The organism is Lentzea aerocolonigenes, assembly GCF_000955955.1.
Taxonomy (GTDB): domain Bacteria; phylum Actinomycetota; class Actinomycetes; order Mycobacteriales; family Pseudonocardiaceae; genus Lentzea; species Lentzea aerocolonigenes_A.
Map to the genome: position 1 here is coordinate 1 of NZ_JYJG01000293.1, position 14,451 is coordinate 14,451.

At 68.1% G+C, this 14,451-nt stretch carries 17 protein-coding genes; 7 read left to right on the top strand and 10 right to left on the bottom strand.

Features of this window, described 5'->3' with window-relative positions; genetic code table 11:
• The first annotated feature begins 49 nt into the window (after positions 1-49).
• Positions 50-820 carry a pentapeptide repeat-containing protein gene (locus tag UK23_RS33420; RefSeq protein WP_052685291.1) on the top strand — a complete coding sequence of 257 codons (771 nt, stop codon included), beginning with the start codon at positions 50-52 and terminating at the stop codon, positions 818-820.
• A 239-nt stretch (positions 821-1,059) separates the two neighbouring features.
• Positions 1,060-1,908, top strand: coding sequence for an NAD-dependent epimerase/dehydratase family protein (locus UK23_RS33425; protein WP_045315714.1), 849 nt, complete (start codon positions 1,060-1,062; stop codon positions 1,906-1,908).
• Here UK23_RS33425 and UK23_RS33430 read toward each other — a convergent pair.
• The gene (locus tag UK23_RS33430; protein ID WP_052685292.1) at positions 1,814-2,818 is read right to left on the bottom strand and encodes a polyprenyl synthetase family protein; all 1,005 of its coding nucleotides are present in this window, start codon (positions 2,816-2,818) and stop codon (positions 1,814-1,816) included. The genes UK23_RS33425 and UK23_RS33430 overlap by 95 nt on opposite strands.
• 155 nt (positions 2,819-2,973) lie before the next feature.
• Here UK23_RS33430 and UK23_RS33435 point away from each other — a divergent pair, with 155 nt between their 5' ends.
• Positions 2,974-3,939 carry an aldo/keto reductase gene (locus UK23_RS33435; protein WP_045315715.1) on the top strand — a complete coding sequence of 322 codons (966 nt, stop codon included), beginning with the start codon at positions 2,974-2,976 and terminating at the stop codon, positions 3,937-3,939.
• Here the strand turns inward: UK23_RS33435 and UK23_RS33440 are convergent.
• Genes UK23_RS33440 through UK23_RS33445 form a run of 3 tightly spaced genes read right to left on the bottom strand, consistent with a single transcriptional unit; the run spans position 3,936 to position 5,598 of the window.
• Entirely contained in the window at positions 3,936-4,262 is a 327-nt protein-coding gene (locus UK23_RS33440; RefSeq protein WP_045315727.1) for an ArsR/SmtB family transcription factor, read from the bottom strand. The genes UK23_RS33435 and UK23_RS33440 overlap by 4 nt on opposite strands.
• A 2-nt stretch (positions 4,263-4,264) precedes the next feature.
• The gene (locus UK23_RS53055; RefSeq protein WP_196777992.1) at positions 4,265-4,420 is read right to left on the bottom strand and encodes a hypothetical protein; all 156 of its coding nucleotides are present in this window, start codon (positions 4,418-4,420) and stop codon (positions 4,265-4,267) included.
• 44 nt (positions 4,421-4,464) lie between these two features.
• A complete protein-coding gene (locus tag UK23_RS33445; RefSeq protein WP_045315716.1) occupies positions 4,465-5,598 on the bottom strand; it encodes an ABC transporter substrate-binding protein in 1,134 nt (377 codons plus the stop codon).
• A gap of 164 nt (positions 5,599-5,762) precedes the next feature.
• Here UK23_RS33445 and UK23_RS33450 point away from each other — a divergent pair, with 164 nt between their 5' ends.
• Genes UK23_RS33450 through UK23_RS33465 form a run of 4 tightly spaced genes read left to right on the top strand, consistent with a single transcriptional unit; the run spans position 5,763 to position 8,722 of the window.
• Positions 5,763-6,161, top strand: coding sequence for a TOBE domain-containing protein (locus UK23_RS33450; protein WP_045315717.1), 399 nt, complete (start codon positions 5,763-5,765; stop codon positions 6,159-6,161).
• 1 nt (position 6,162) lies between these two features.
• Positions 6,163-6,912 carry a molybdate ABC transporter substrate-binding protein gene (gene modA, locus UK23_RS33455; RefSeq protein ID WP_045315718.1) on the top strand — a complete coding sequence of 250 codons (750 nt, stop codon included), beginning with the start codon at positions 6,163-6,165 and terminating at the stop codon, positions 6,910-6,912.
• Entirely contained in the window at positions 6,909-7,694 is a 786-nt protein-coding gene (gene modB, locus UK23_RS33460; protein WP_082115178.1) for a molybdate ABC transporter permease subunit, read from the top strand. The genes modA and modB overlap by 4 nt, the downstream gene beginning before the upstream one ends.
• Positions 7,691-8,722, top strand: coding sequence for an ABC transporter ATP-binding protein (locus UK23_RS33465; protein WP_045315719.1), 1,032 nt, complete (start codon positions 7,691-7,693; stop codon positions 8,720-8,722). The genes modB and UK23_RS33465 overlap by 4 nt, the downstream gene beginning before the upstream one ends.
• Position 8,723: 1 nt before the next feature.
• Here the strand turns inward: UK23_RS33465 and UK23_RS33470 are convergent, their stop codons facing one another.
• From UK23_RS33470 to UK23_RS33495, 6 genes are all read right to left on the bottom strand, one after another.
• Positions 8,724-9,914, bottom strand: a complete 1,191-nt coding sequence (locus UK23_RS33470) for an acyl-CoA dehydrogenase family protein (RefSeq protein WP_045315720.1) — start codon at positions 9,912-9,914, stop codon at positions 8,724-8,726.
• Between the two features lie 2 nt (positions 9,915-9,916).
• Positions 9,917-10,753 carry a 3-hydroxyacyl-CoA dehydrogenase NAD-binding domain-containing protein gene (locus tag UK23_RS33475; protein ID WP_045315721.1) on the bottom strand — a complete coding sequence of 279 codons (837 nt, stop codon included), beginning with the start codon at positions 10,751-10,753 and terminating at the stop codon, positions 9,917-9,919.
• Positions 10,750-11,475: an acetoacetate decarboxylase gene (locus UK23_RS33480; RefSeq protein ID WP_045315722.1), complete on the bottom strand. Its 726-nt coding sequence runs from the start codon at positions 11,473-11,475 to the stop codon at positions 10,750-10,752. The genes UK23_RS33475 and UK23_RS33480 overlap by 4 nt, the downstream gene beginning before the upstream one ends.
• 1 nt (position 11,476) lies before the next feature.
• Entirely contained in the window at positions 11,477-12,220 is a 744-nt protein-coding gene (locus tag UK23_RS33485) for a crotonase/enoyl-CoA hydratase family protein (protein ID WP_045315723.1), read from the bottom strand.
• 1 nt (position 12,221) lies between these two features.
• Complete coding sequence (locus UK23_RS33490; RefSeq protein WP_196777993.1) at positions 12,222-13,373, bottom strand: CaiB/BaiF CoA transferase family protein; 1,152 nt, start codon at positions 13,371-13,373, stop codon at positions 12,222-12,224.
• A 115-nt stretch (positions 13,374-13,488) separates the two neighbouring features.
• Entirely contained in the window at positions 13,489-14,394 is a 906-nt protein-coding gene (locus UK23_RS33495) for a LysR family transcriptional regulator (RefSeq protein WP_045315724.1), read from the bottom strand.
• Positions 14,395-14,451 lie beyond the last annotated feature (57 nt).

Consider the following 14,451-nt stretch of genomic DNA (forward strand, 5'->3'; position numbering starts at 1 on the left):
CCGCAGGTCCGTGGCTGCCGACCCTTGGAATCAACCGTCTAGTCGCGGGGTGACCGAGAACGACGCACCCCGTTCTGCCGCGGGCAGGATGTTCCACTGGGCGGGCTGGAGCCATCTCGCGGCACTCGCGACCGCCGCCACCGTCATTGCCGCCCTGTGGTTCACCAACAAGTCGCTGGTGGCGACGAACCAGCAGATCACCCTCGCCCAGCAGAGTCAGCTGTCGGACCGGTACGGACGCGCGGTCGACCAGCTGGGTTCGGACAAGGCCGACGTGCGCATGGGAGGCATCTACTCGCTGGAGAAGCTCGGAAAGGACTCTGAGCGCGACCAGCCTGTCGTCGTGCAGGTGCTCGCGGCGTTCGTGCGCAACCACGCCCCCATGAGCGCCGGATGCCCGCACGGACTGGACCACCCACTGGCGTCCGACGTGCAGGCGGCCCTGACCGCGCTGGGCCGACGAGACCCCGGCAGGGACGGCGGCGGCCGCCTCGACCTGAGCCTGACCTGCCTGCACAACGCCGATCTGTCCGGAGCCCGCCTGGCCGGAGCCGATCTCTCGCTCAGCGACCTGTGGAACGCCCAGTTCACCGAGACCGACCTGAGCAGAGCGTTCATCGCATTGACCGACGCGAGTGACGCGAACTTCAGTGACGCGAATCTGACCGGGGCGAACCTGCCTGACACGAAACTGAACCGCGCGATGTTCTCCTCCGCGAACCTCTCGGACGCCCTTCTGGTGAACGCGGACCTGACCGGCACTGATCTCAGCAGCGCCACGCTCACCGGAGCCGATCTCACTGGCGCCATCGGCCGGTAGCGTGCCCGAATGGCGCGGGCATCAGCTGACCGGCCAGCCGCTCGTCCAACGGGTGCCGGCCCGCCAGGGTGGTGATGCGCGCAGGCAACACGGCCAGTACACATCGCTCTTTGGCAGGCCGATGTCGACGAGCCGACCTCCACACTCCCCGTACGCGACACTCGAACGCCGAGCTTCCCCCTTCGACACCATTGCGCGCCGCGGGGTGCGCGACCGTGGCGGCACGCAATAATTGATTCATGACTCAACGTGTCGCGGTGACCGGAGGCAGCGGCAAGCTCGGCCGCGCTGTCGTGGCCGATCTGATCGAGCACGGCTGGGAGGTGCACAACCTCGACCAGGCCGCTCCCCCGACGCCCCGAGGCGAGTTCACGCGCGTCGACCTGACCGACTACGGCCAGGTCGTGGAGGCGATCAGCGGGATCGACGACAGGTACGCCGGGCTCGACGCCGTGGTGCACCTGGCCGCGATCCCCGGCCCTGGTGTCGCACCCAACGCGAAGACGTTCCACAACAACGTGACGAGCACCTACAACGTGTTCGCCGCGGCACGACTCGCCAAGGTGCGCAACGTCGTGTGGGCGTCGAGCGAGACGGTGCTCGGGCTGCCGTTCGACACTCCCCCGCCGTACATCCCGATCGACGAGGAGTACGCGGGCCGCCCGGAGACGTCGTACTCGCTGGGCAAGCTCGTCGACGAGACGCTCGCGCAGCAGTTCTGCCGCTGGGAGCCCGAGATGAAGATCATCGGGCTGAGGTTCTCGAACGTGATGGAGCCGCACGACTACGAACGCTTCCCGTTCGACGCCGACCCGCTCGCGCGCAAGTGGAACCTCTGGTCGTACATCGACGCGCGGGACGGTGCGCAGGCCGTGCGCAAGGCATTGCAGCACGACGCGACGGGGTTCGACGTGTTCATCATCGCCAACGCCGACACGTGCATGACGACGCCGAACGACGAGCTGGTCGCGAAGGTCTATCCGGGCGTGCCGCTCAAGCGGGAGTTCGGTCCTCACGAGACTCTGCTGTCGATTGAGAAGGCACGGCGGGTGCTGGGGTTCGAGCCTTCGCACACCTGGCGGTCGTGACCTCCCTGGCGAGCCCGAACAGCTCGTCCGCCGCTCGCGCCCTCGGCCCCGACTGCCGCAGGTGGTTGAGGGCGCGGGCGAGCAGCAGTTCGGCCTGCTGCTCGCACCACTTGCGGCCGCCCGCTTCCTCGATCCGGGCGGCCAGCTCGTGCGGTTCGGCGTCGGAGGCGTAGACATCGGTGCCGAAGCTCATCGCGGCGACCACCGGCAACGTGCGGCGGCGGTGCAGCAGGTCGTCGTAGAGCGGCGAGCCGCTGACCGTCGCGCCGCCCCAGATCGCCTGGACGTCGTCGACGTGCTTGCGCGCCAGGCCGATGTCGTCGCCGAACTCCCTGAGGTGGTCGGCCTGACTCCGCGAACCGCCCGCGGACAACGCACCGAGCTCGCACGCGCAGGCCGTCAGCGTCGAGTGCTTCGCCGCCGCCACGCCCAGGTACTCGGCGATGTCGACGTCGTCGCGGTCGTCCATCTCGACTTCCTGGACATAACCGTCCACAACGGACAGCAGTGCCGCGTTGAGGATCATCACCTCGGGTTTGGTGAGCTGCCCGAAAGCCAGTGAGATCAACGCGTCCGCGGCGGAGACGGCCCTGTCGTCACCGAACTCCACCCACGCGCTCGGCTGGTGGCCGCGGCTGACCGCGCGCGTCATCAGGTCGGCGTGCAGCTGTTCGTGCTGGAACGCGAGCTCCAGCGCGGTCGCGACGCGGATCGCCCTGGTGGCGTCACCGATGCAGTCCGCGGCGAGCAGCGCCAGCGCGGACGTCGAGAAGTCCGGACTGTGGTGTTCGACGACCTCGCGCGTTTCGTCCGGAAGCGAGGCGATCGCGGCCTTCCACGGCGTGTCGATCATGGCCCGGCTCCACGCCAGCACGTCCCGCGGCGGCGCGACCACATCGATGCTCGTCACACGAGGAAGCTAAACCCGCAGGTCAGCTGTGACGGCCTGCATGCCACTGTCGTGTTAAAGAGGGGCACGATCCGGCGAGCGGGACTACGTTGATGTTGAACGGGTTGTTGCCACCATCACCCGACCGTGATCGTCGTTTTCCTGAGGGGCTGACCGTGCGCTACACCAAGCTCGCCGGCATGGACGTGTCCGAGATCTGTCTCGGCATGATGAGTTACGGAGACCCGTCGCGCGGAGGCCATCCGTGGTCGCTGCCGGACGAGGAGTCGCGACCGTTCATCAAGGCAGCGCTCGACGCCGGCATCAACTTCTTCGACACCGCGAACGTCTACTCCGACGGCTCCTCGGAGGAGATCACCGGGCGTGCGCTGAAGGACTTCGCGCGGCGCGACGAGATCGTGCTCGCCACCAAGGTCAACGGCCGCATGCACGCCGGTTCGAACGGCGCGGGCCTGTCCCGCAAGGCGATCTTCGCCGAGATCGACAACTCGCTGCGCCGGCTGGGCACGGACTACGTCGACCTGTACCAGATCCACCGCTTCGACTCCTCCGTGCCACTTGAGGAGACTTTGGAGGCGCTGCACGACGTCGTGAAGTCCGGCAAGGCGCGCTACATCGGCGCGTCGTCCATGTACGCGTGGCAGTTCGCCAAGTCGTTGTTCACTCAGCGGCAGAACGGCTGGACGCGGTTCGTGTCGATGCAGAACCACTACAACCTCCTCTACCGCGAGGAGGAGCGCGAGATGCTGCCGTTCTGCGCGGACCAGGGCGTCGCCGTCATTCCGTGGAGCCCGCTGGCCCGCGGCCGCCTCACCCGCGACTGGGACTCGACGACGGCTCGCACCGAGACCGACGAGTTCGGGTCCACTCTGTACGTCGAGTCGGACAGCGCCATCGTCTCGCGGGTGGCCGAGGTGGCCGCGGCTCGGGGCGTGTCACGGGCGCAGGTCGCGCTGGCGTGGCTGCACCGCAACCCTGTCGTCACCGCGCCGATCATCGGCGTCACGAAGCTCCCGCAGCTGGACGACGCGGTGGCGTCGCTCGACGTCGAACTCACCGACGACGAGGTGCAGTTGCTGGAGTCGGCCTACCAGCCGCACCGGATCGCCGGCCACAGCTAGTCGGCTTGGAGCTGGGCCAGCAGTTGGTTCTGTCCCACCAGCAACTCGGTCAGGATGCGTCTGGCGGCTCTGAGCAGGTCAGCCACGTCGGCACCCGCGAGGGCGTACACCACGGTCGAACCCTCGCGGGTCGCCGTGACGATCCCCGATCTGCGCAGCACGGCGAGCTGGGCCGAGAGGTTGGAGGCCTCGACCTCGATCTCGGCGAGCAGCTCGCGCACGGCCTTCGGCCCGTCCTGCAGCAGCTCGAGCACCCGGATGCGGACCGGATGCCCGAGCATGCGGAAGAAGTCGGCCTTCGCCTGGTATAGCGGAACCGGCACGGTCACTTCACCCCGTGCTCGGCGGCGAGCCGCCGGAGGTTGGCGAGGTCGGCGCCGTGCGTCTCGGCGGCGTACGCGTCCTGCTGCTCCTCCGCGCGCCGCACGGCTTCCTCCGCCTGCGCGATGCGGGCGAGGAGGTTGTCCCTGAACTCGTTCACGACACCACAACCTGTCGAATTGAAGAATTCTTCAAGTCGTCAGGTTACCCCAGTTTGGCGACCTCGATGAAGTCCGGGATCTGGGCTTTCAGTGCCCCGTTCGGCTGGAATCGGTAGAACAGCACGGCCGTGCTGCACGCCGAGTTGCCGAACCACGCGTGGTCGCACGTGATCTGCGGGCCGAGGAAGCTGTCGAGGTTCTTGACGGACTTCAACGCCTGCTCGGGCGTACCGTCCGAAGTGGACAGCACTCGGGCGAGCGTGATCATGTCCGCGAACGACACCACCGCGCCCGCAACGGGTTCGTCGTGGCCCGCTTCCTTCATCGCCGCGCGGTACTCCTCGATCTCGTCCTGGTTGGCGGGTGGTGCGGACAGCGGGTCCGTCGGGTGCCAGAAGTCCGACGACAGCTCGACGCCGATCGACTGGTTCCCCACGGACTTCGGCAGCCCGGTGCACGACGCGGCGAGGATTCGCCCCTCGTAGCCGGACTCTCGCAGCGATCGGACGAGGTGCGTGCACTGCTCCTCGGTGGCGGCGATGCTGCCGGACGCCTCCGCGGTGTGCACCTGCCGGGCCAGGCCGTCCCAGCCCGGGTTGTCGGCCGGGTAGTAGAGCGAGCGGTAGCCGAGGCCGAACCGCCTGGCCGCCGGGGTGAGCACGGTGTCGGTGAAGGCGTGCGTGGCCGGCGACTCGGGCAGCAGCCATGCGACCGTCTTCACGCCCTGATCCGCGTAGTACTTGAGCGCCGCCGTCCCGTACGCAACGGCTGCGGCACCGAAGAAGTAGGCGTTCCTGTGGTTCATCAGGCCGGGCGTGAACTGGACGTGCCCGACCAGCGGGATGGCGGCGTCGCTGAGCGCGGGCATGGCTGCGTCGGCTCCGGTGTCGACGCCCTGCACGACCACGGACACCTTGTCGCGCACGAACTTCTCCGCACAGGCGGCGGACTGCTCCGGCGTGCCGTCCGTGGGGCAGGTGATCAGTTCGAACGGGCGGTTGCGGACGCCGCCCTGGCGGTTGAGGTGGGCGACGGCGACCTCGGCACCGGTCTGCAGCTCCGGCACCGCGAACGCGCCGGACGCGTTGTTGAGGTATCCGATCTTGATGGGATCGCCGCTGGGGCCTCTCGCTGGCTCGGCGGCACACCCCGTGGCCAGCAGGAGAACAGCGGCCACGACCCGTAAATGCATGACTCCCCTTGTGGGCATCGGCGGTGATGCGAAGCGCCGATGCTCACGAGATGAGACGCCACCGATAAGTCGGGTTACCCCGACAGCTAGCGGCTTTCGCTGCTCGGAATAGTTGAGATACCCGCAAACGCGGACATAGACTGCCGATCGTGCCGAATCTGCGGATCAGCGAAGCCGCCGCGCTGCTCGGGGTCAGTGACGACACCCTGCGCCGGTGGATAGATCAGGGGCGCCTGCAGTCCGTCGTGCTGGACAACGGGCGCAAGGGCGTCAGCGGTGTGGAGCTCGCCGAGTTCGCCCAGAAGATGACCGAGGTCGCCGAGCCGGGGACGACGGTGGCGGCGTCGGCGCGCAACCGGATGAAGGGCATCGTCACGCGGGTCGTGAAGGACGGCGTGATGGCGCAGGTCGACATGCAGGCCGGGCCGTTCCGCATCACGTCGCTGATCAGTCGCGAGTCCGCCGACGAGCTCGGCCTCGAGGTGGGCAGCGTCGCCGTCGCCTCCATCAAGTCCACGCACGTCGTCGTCGAGATCCCGGAGGCCTGAGTTGAAGAGGGTGCTCGCGGTCGCGGCACTGTTGCTCGCCGGGTGCGGTTCACCGGCACCCGCGCAGACCGGTGTCTCCGGGAACGTCACGGTGTTCGCGGCGGCGTCGCTGACCGAGTCTTTCCGGAAACTGGGCGAGGAGTTCGAGACCGCGAACCCCGGTACGAAGGTCACGTTCAACTTCGCGGGCAGCTCGGCGCTGGCGCAGCAGATCAACCAGGGCGCGCCGGCCGACGTGTTCGCGTCCGCGGCTCCGGCCAACATGAAGCAGGTGACCGACACCAAGGCCGTCACCGCGACGCCCACGACGTTCGCGAGGAACACGCTGCAGATCGCGGTGCCCGAGGGGAACCCCGGCAAGATCACCGGGCTCGCGGACTTCGCCAAGGCGGACCTGAAGATCGCGTTGTGCGCGGAACAGGTGCCGTGCGGGGCGGCGTCGAAGAAGGTGTTCGAGGCGGCCAAGATCACCGCCGCACCGGACACGCTGGAACAGGACGTGAAAGCCGTGCTGACCAAGGTGTCGCTGGGTGAGGTCGATGCGGCGCTCGTCTACCGGACGGACGTCAAGGCCGCGGGTGACAAGGTCGAGGGCAAGGACTTCACCGAAGCCTCCAACGCGGTCAACGACTACCCGATCGCCGCGCTGGACAAGGCGCCGAACGCCGCTGCCGCCAAGGCTTTCCTCGACTACGTGCTGTCGGACAAGGGCAAGAGGGTGCTCTCCGAAGCGGGTTTCGCCGCGCCGTGAGGTCAAGGCTGCCGGTCGTCCTCGTGCTGCCCGCGATCGCCGGGCTCGCGTTCCTGCTCGTGCCGCTGGCAGGACTGCTGATCAAGGCGCCGTGGGCGACCCTGCCATCGCAGCTCTTCAGCGCGGAGGTCGGGCAGGCGCTGCGGCTCTCGCTGATCTGCGCCTCCCTGGCCACCGTCGTGTGCCTCGTGCTCGGTGTGCCGCTCGCGTGGTTGCTCGCGCGCAGCGACCTGCCGGGACGGGGTGTGCTCCGCGCCCTCGTCACGGTGCCGCTCGTTCTGCCACCGGTTGTCGGCGGTGTGGCGTTGCTGCTGGTGCTCGGCCGTCGCGGGATCGTCGGCCAGCACCTCGACCAGTGGTTCGGGATCTCGTTGCCTTTCACCACGGCCGGAGTGGTGCTGGCCGAGGCGTTCGTCGCGATGCCGTTCCTGGTGATCTCGGTCGAAGGTGCTCTCAGGGCCGCGGATCCGCGCTACGAAGAGGCCGCTGCGACGCTCGGTGCCTCGCGCTGGCTGACGTTCCGGCGCGTGACCCTGCCCAGCGTGATGCCGGGTGTCATCGCGGGAACCGTGCTGTGCTGGGCGCGGGCACTCGGCGAGTTCGGTGCGACGATCACGTTCGCGGGCAACTTCCCCGGCAGGACGACGACCATGCCGCTCGCCGTGTACCTGGCCCTGGAGACCGATCCGGACGCGGCGATCGTGCTCAGCATCGTGCTGCTGCTGGTGTCCGTCGCCGTGCTGGCGGGGTTGCGCGACAAGTGGATCAGCGGGCCCTCATGACACTTCACGCCTCACTCCGCGTCTCGCGCGCCGGCTTTTCGCTGGAGCTCGATCTCGACATCGAGGCGGGCGAGGTCGTCGCGTTGCTCGGCCCGAACGGCGCGGGCAAGACCACCGCGTTGCGCGCCCTGGCTGGACTGGTCGGCAGCTCCAGCCAAATCACGCACAACGGGTCCACTTGGGACGGTCTGCCCGCCGAGAAACGGCCCATCGGCGTGGTTTTCCAGGACTACCTGCTCTTCGCGCACATGACCGCGCTCGACAACGTCGCGTTCGGCCTGCGCGCCCGCGGCACTCGGAAGGCCGAGGCCGACACCGTTGCCCTGCACTGGCTCGGGCAGGTCGGTCTCGGTGACTTCGCCCGAGCCAAGCCCCGCACGTTGTCCGGCGGCCAAGCCCAACGCGTCGCCCTGGCCCGCGCCCTCGCCACTTCCCCGGAACTGCTGCTGCTCGACGAACCTCTCGCCGCGCTGGACGCCAGCACCCGGCTGCGCGTGCGTTCCGAACTGGGCAGGCATCTGCAGGACTACCCCGGCCACACGCTGCTGGTCACGCACGACCCGTTGGACGCGATGGTGCTGGCGGACCGGATCGTGATCATCGAGGACGGCCGCGTGGTCCAGCAGGGCACGCCTCGTGACGTGGTCCGGCAACCGCGGACCGACTACGTGGCACATCTCGTCGGCCTCAACTTCTACCGCGGCACGGCGCACGGCACCGAGGTCCGGCTCGACGAAGGCGGCACGCTGACGATCGCCGAACCCGCGGAAGGCCCGGTGCACGTGGTGTTCCCGCCGTCCGCGGTCAGCCTGTTCACGGAGAAGCCCGCCGGCAGTCCGCGAAACTCCTGGCAGGCCGTGGTCTCCGGCATCGAGCAGCACGCGCACACCACTCGCGTGGAACTCGACGGCAACCCGCCCGTGCTCGCCGACATCACCACAGCGACAGTCGCCGAGCTGCGGCTGCAGCCCGGCGACGCGTTGTGGGTTTCACTCAAAGCAACGGAGATCCACACCTATCCCCGTTAGATCACACGAAGGCGCTCTGACCGGTGATCGCCTTGCCGACGATCAGCGTGTTCATCTCGCGGGTGCCCTCGAACGAGTAGATCGCCTCGGCGTCGGCGAAGAAGCGCGCGACGTCGTAGCCGAGCACGATGCCGTTGCCGCCGAAGATCTCCCGGCTCCAGGCCACGACCTCGCGCATGCGGGAGGTGACGAACGCCTTGGCGAGCGACGAGTGCTCGTCCTGGAAGATGCCCGCGTCCTGCAGCTTCGCGAGCTGAACGAGCATGCCCCACGAGGCGGTGATGTTGCCGAGCGACTTCACCAGCAGGTCCTGCACCATCTGGAACCGCGCGATCGGGCGGCCGAACTGCTTGCGCTCCTGGGCGTAGGCCAGCGCGAGCTCGTAGGCGCCGATCATCACGCCGAGCGCCTGCCAGGCGACGCCGCCACGGGTGGCGCGCAGGATCTCGGCCACGTCGCGGAACGAGTTGATGCGCTGCAGGCGGTTCGCTTCCGGCACGCGGACGTCGGTCAGGGTGATCTCGGCGTTCTCCACGATCCGGAACGCGATCTTGCCCTCGATCTTCTCCGCGACGAAGCCGGGCGTGCCCTTCTCGACCACGAACCCCTTGACGTTGTTGTCTTCCTCGTCCCGGGCCCACACGATCACGTAGTCGGCGAAGGTGGCGTTGCCGATCCACTTCTTGGCACCGTTGAGGATCCACGTGTCACCGTCGCGGCGAGCCGTCGTGCGCATGCCGCCGGCCACATCGGAGCCGCCGAGCGGTTCGGTCATCGCGAACGCGCCGATCTTGTCCATCGCGGCCATGGCGGGCAGCCAGCGGTCGCGCTGCTCCTGGTCGCCACCCGCGTAGATCGAGTACATCGCGAGTCCGTTGTGGACACCGAAGAACGTGGCGACGGAGGCGTCCGTGCGGGTCATCTCCATGGCCAGCATGCCGGTCAGCAGGTTGCTGACCGCTTCCGGGTGCTCGCCGTAGCCCTCGTACGACAGCGCGGTGAGGCCGGCGCCGCGGAACTTGCCGATCAGCTCGTGCGGGAACTCGCCCTTGGCCCAGTACTCGTTGACCATCGGCTTGATCTCGGTGGCCATGAACTCGCGGGCGCTCAGCAGGATCTTGCGCTCTTCGTCGCTGAGCAGCGCCTCGTAGTTGTAGAAGTCGGCCACCAGCTGGTCTTCCAGACGTTCCATGATCAGTTCTCCTCCAACGCCGTCAGAACGGCGAGCTGCTTGCGGTCGCGCGTCTCGGCCAGAGCCGAGTACGTGGAGGAGCCGTAAGCCTTTTCCACTGCTTCGATGAGCTGTTCGGGGTCGTCGGACGGGGTACCGAGCTGCAGGCCCTGCATGGACTTGCCGATGTGCTCGGCGAGGTGCCGGTAGCCGCCGGGGCCGCCACCGAGGTGGGCGCCGAGGAACGGGCCGACCGTGGCCCAGCGGATGCCGAGCGAGTTCGTGACGACGGCGTCGAGGTCTTCCGGGGTGACGACACCCTGCTCGACCAGGTAGTTGGCCTCACGGGACAACGCGGCCTGCAGCCGGTTGCCGACGAAACCGGGAATCTCCTTGCGCTCCACGACCGGCGTGCGGCCGAGCGAGCGGTAGAACACGACGGCCTTCTGGACGGACTCCTCGCTCGTCTGCTCCCCCGGCACGACCTCGACCAGCGGGATCAGGTGCGGCGGGTTGAACGGGTGTCCGATGAGGACTCGCGAACCGTCGATGCCCTTGGTGAACGCGGTGGACGGGATCGCGGACGACGAGCTGAGCAGCAGAGCGTAAGCCGGGGCTTCTTGCACGAGTTCGGCGAAGAGGTTCTTCTTGAACTCCAGGTTCTCCGGGCCGTTCTCCTGCACGAAGTCCGCGTCCCGCACGGCTTCCGCGACGCTCGCCGCGACCTGCACGCCGGCCGGAACGACGTCCGCGAGGTCCGGGCGCGGGTCGGTGACGCTCACCGTCATCCCGTGCTCGACGAACAACTTCGCCCACGACAGACCGATGACACCGGCACCGATCACTGCGACCTTGGTCATGACCGGCCTCCTTCGAGGTAGTTGTGAACCGGCTTGGCGGGAGCGAGCGTCAGGTCGGTGATGATGTGGCTGGCGGACACGACCTCCAGCACGGGGAGGTCGGCGAGCGGCGCGAGGACGTGCTGGAACAGCTGCAACCGCGCGGGACCGGTGTAGGCCTGCTTGACCACGACGTCGGTGATCTCGGTGCGCACGAGCTCCTGCACCCGGAGCGTTCCGTCATAGTCGGGGATGGTCTTCAGCATGAAGGTTGGAACCGTGATCTCCGCCTCAGCGGCCTGCCGGTCCAGCTCGTAGTGCTTGTAGCCCATGGTGGCGGTGGCGACCCGCAGCGTCCCGTAGTCCAACGTCCCGACCAGCGCGCCGTTGTCGGCGTACAGGTTCGGAGTCGCCATCACCTTCGGGTAGGCGCTGACCTCGCGGCCGGACGCGGTGGCGGCGAAGCTGTCCAGGTACATCGCGTGCAGGTACTCGCCGCGCTCGCCGTCGAAGAGGACCTGGACCGCCTGTCCGGCCTCGGTGTACGGGCCGTAGCCGGTGACGTCGTTCATCTTCATGACCTCGAACCGGACGAGCGGCTCGTCGATCTCCAGCGGCGCCGGGACGACAGCTCGCAGGGCCTCGGGGTCTGTGCGGTAGACGATGTTCAGGTACTCGCGGTCGTAGAACCTGGGCTGCACCGCGGGAAACGCGGGAGCACTCAGTGGCGTGATTCCAAGCATTTCAACGTCCTGTCCACTGTGGAGCGCGACGCTCGGCGAACGCGGTCATGCCCTCGCGGACGTCGGCCGTGGTCATCAAGCGAGCGGCCTCGGCACGTTGCGCGGCCCAGCGATCCTGCGATCGCACCACGTTCTTCACGGCGGCGAGTGCGAGCGGCGCGTTCTCGGCGATCTTGGCGGCCAGCTGCAACGCGACCGCGGCGGCCTCACCGTTCGCGACGACCCGGTTGGCCAGGCCCAGGGAACCCGCACGGCTGCCGTCGATCGGCTCGCCGGTCAGCAGGATCTCCATCGCGAGGTGGTGCGGAATCCGCTCAGGCAGCCGGACGACTCCCCCACCGGCGGCGATCAGGCCGCGCTTCACCTCGGGCAGCCCGAACTTCGCGTCCTCGGCGGCGACGATCAGGTCGCAGCCCAGCGCCAGCTCGAAGCCGCCGCCCATCGCGAACCCCTCGACCGCGGCGATCAACGGCTTGGTCAGCGCGGCCTCGGTGAGCCCGCCGAACCCGCGGCCGGGAATCTCCGGCGACTCGCCCTTCAGCGCGGCCTTGAGATCCATGCCGGCGCTGAACGTCCCACCGGCTCCGGTCAGCACGCCCACCCGCAGTTCCGGGGTGTTCTCCAGCTCGTCCAACGCGTTGCTCAGCTCGGTGGCCACCGCGGCGTTGACCGCGTTGCGAGCTTCCGGCCGGTCGATCGTGATCAGCAGTGCCGAGCCGATTCGCTCGGTGCGCACGACAGTCATCTCAGGCTCCGATCTCTGCGAGAACGTCAGCGGTGTCCTGGCCGGGCAGCGGTGCCTGGCGGCGGATGGAACCCGGCGTCGCGGAGAACCGGACCGGGATGCCGATCGACCGGATCGCGCCCTCGCTCGGGTGCTGCACGACGTCGAGGAGGTGGCCGTCGCGGACGTACTCGTCCTCGTGCGCACGGTCGAGCTCCAGCACCGGCGCGAACGGGATGCTGTGCTTCTCGCAGACCTCGCCCCACTGCTCGGTGGTGAGCGCGGGCGCGCACGCGTCGACGAGGTGCATGAGGTCGTCGGAGTCCGCCGGGTCGATCATGTAACCGGAGATGCGCGGGTCCTCGACCAGGTCGGGACGTCCCGCGGCGGCGAAGAAGTCGCGGAAGTTCTGCGGGTTGTACGGCACGACGCAGGCGAGTCCGTCGCTCGTGTGCACGGCGTGGTGGCCCTTGGCCATCGACAGGTTGAAGCCCGTCGGTCCCTGCTCCGGCTCGAACGCGTGCCCGGCGAGGTGCTCGACCAGGTTGAACGCGATCATCGTGTCCGTCATGGGGATCTCGATCCGCTGGCCCTGCCCGGTGTTGTTCCGGTGCACCAGCGCGGCGAGCACGCTGTAGGCGATGGTCAGCGACGACACCTTGTCGCCGATGATCGTCGGCAGGTAGACCGGCCTGCCGATCGCCCGGTTCGCGATGTCGACCAGCCCGGACGCGGCCTGCACGGTCTCGTCGTAAGCGGCGTTGCCGGCGCGGTCGGAGTCGCCGCGGAAGCCCTGCGCGTGGGCGTAGATCAGGCCTGGGTTGCGCTCGGCGACATCGGCGTGGTTCAGGCCGAGCCTGCTGAGCGCACCGGGACGCATGTTGGTGATCAGCACGTCGGCCGTGTCGATCAGCTTGAGCGCCTTCTCGCGGTCGTCCTCGTCCTTCAGGTTCAGGGCGACGCTGCGCTTGTTGCGGTTGACGTTGAGGTTGAGCGGCGTCATGCCCGGCGTGGTGCGGTACTGGCCGACGCGGACGGTGTCCGCGGGCGACTCGATCTTGATCACGTCGGCGCCGAGGTCTCCGAGGATCTGGGCCGCGTACGGGCCCATGACCACGGTCGAGAGGTCGATCACCCGGACGCCGTCGAGCGGGCCGGTGGTGATGTCCTTCATCGTTCGTCCTTTCGCACCTGTTCGTTCTTGCACAACCGAAGTTAGTTGCACACGGCGAAAAAGGGAACGATCATGTCGCTCATAATGGTATGACCACAGCGGTCACACCATTCTTTTAGCGAACCAGGGCCTCCGCGAAGATCTCCTTGGCGGCTTTCACGACCTCGGCCAGGTCCTGATCAGCCCGGTCGCGGCGCCACAGCAGACCCGTGTCGAGCTGCGCCCGAAAGTCCGAGAAGGGCAGGACCTGCATGTTCTCCAGCCGATAGCCCTGCATCGCGCTGTCCTCGTCCAGCATCGAGATCGAGAACGCCAGACCGCCGGACACCAGCTCGCTCACGCCGCCGTAACCGGTGTGCGTCAGCTGAATTCGCTTCTTCACTCCCAAGTCGTCCAATTGCCGGTCGAGCTGCTCGAAATAGGCGGGCATTGTTTCGTCCGGCGAACGCGCGTATGCGAGGCTCGTCAGGTCCGCCAGCTTGACCTCGCTGTACCCGGCGAACTGGTCGGCCGGCACGACCGCGCCGAGGCGTTCCGTCATGACGTGCAGGGTGTCGAGAGAGGCCTCCTGCACCGGCAGACGCGCGAGCGTGATCGCCAGTTCGCCGTTCTTCACCGCCGCGACCAGGTCGGGCGTCGTGCCAGGCCACCGCTTGAGCTCGAATCGCTCCTCGACGCGCTCGGCCAGCAGGTTCACCCGTTCCCGCAACGCCGGGTGGATGCCCGCGGGCATGCCGACGAACACGGTGGTGCGGCTGGGTTTCGTGGCCTGGTCGAGCTGCCACCTGATCGACCCGACGCGGTCGAGGACGTCCCGCGCGATCGGCAGCAGCGCGGTGCCGGCGTCGGTCAGCGCGACGTGGTGGGTGCTGCGGTCGAACAGTCTGCGGCCCAGCTCGTGTTCGAGGTCCTTGATCCGCTGGCTCAGCGGAGAGGCGGCCATGTGCAGTTTCCGCGCGGCCGCCGAGAAGTTGAGCTCCTCCGCGACCGCCACGAAGTACCGGAGGTGCAGCAGTTCCACGTGACCCAGACTAGGGCCTTTATCGAAGTCCGGGGTCGATGAGAGTCGCGCCTGAGG

Bases quoted from the DNA above. Each gene is read 5' to 3' on its own strand.
- UK23_RS33465 (WP_045315719.1), top strand. From the start codon at position 7,691: ATGACACTTCACGCCTCACTCCGCGTCTCGCGCGCCGGCTTTTCGCTG.
- UK23_RS33490 (WP_196777993.1), bottom strand. From the start codon at position 13,373: ATGAAGGACATCACCACCGGCCCGCTCGACGGCGTCCGGGTGATCGAC.
- UK23_RS33480 (WP_045315722.1), bottom strand. From the start codon at position 11,475: ATGCTTGGAATCACGCCACTGAGTGCTCCCGCGTTTCCCGCGGTGCAG.
- UK23_RS33425 (WP_045315714.1), top strand. From the start codon at position 1,060: ATGACTCAACGTGTCGCGGTGACCGGAGGCAGCGGCAAGCTCGGCCGC.
- UK23_RS33475 (WP_045315721.1), bottom strand. From the start codon at position 10,753: ATGACCAAGGTCGCAGTGATCGGTGCCGGTGTCATCGGTCTGTCGTGG.
- UK23_RS33485 (WP_045315723.1), bottom strand. From the start codon at position 12,220: ATGACTGTCGTGCGCACCGAGCGAATCGGCTCGGCACTGCTGATCACG.
- UK23_RS33470 (WP_045315720.1), bottom strand. From the start codon at position 9,914: ATGGAACGTCTGGAAGACCAGCTGGTGGCCGACTTCTACAACTACGAG.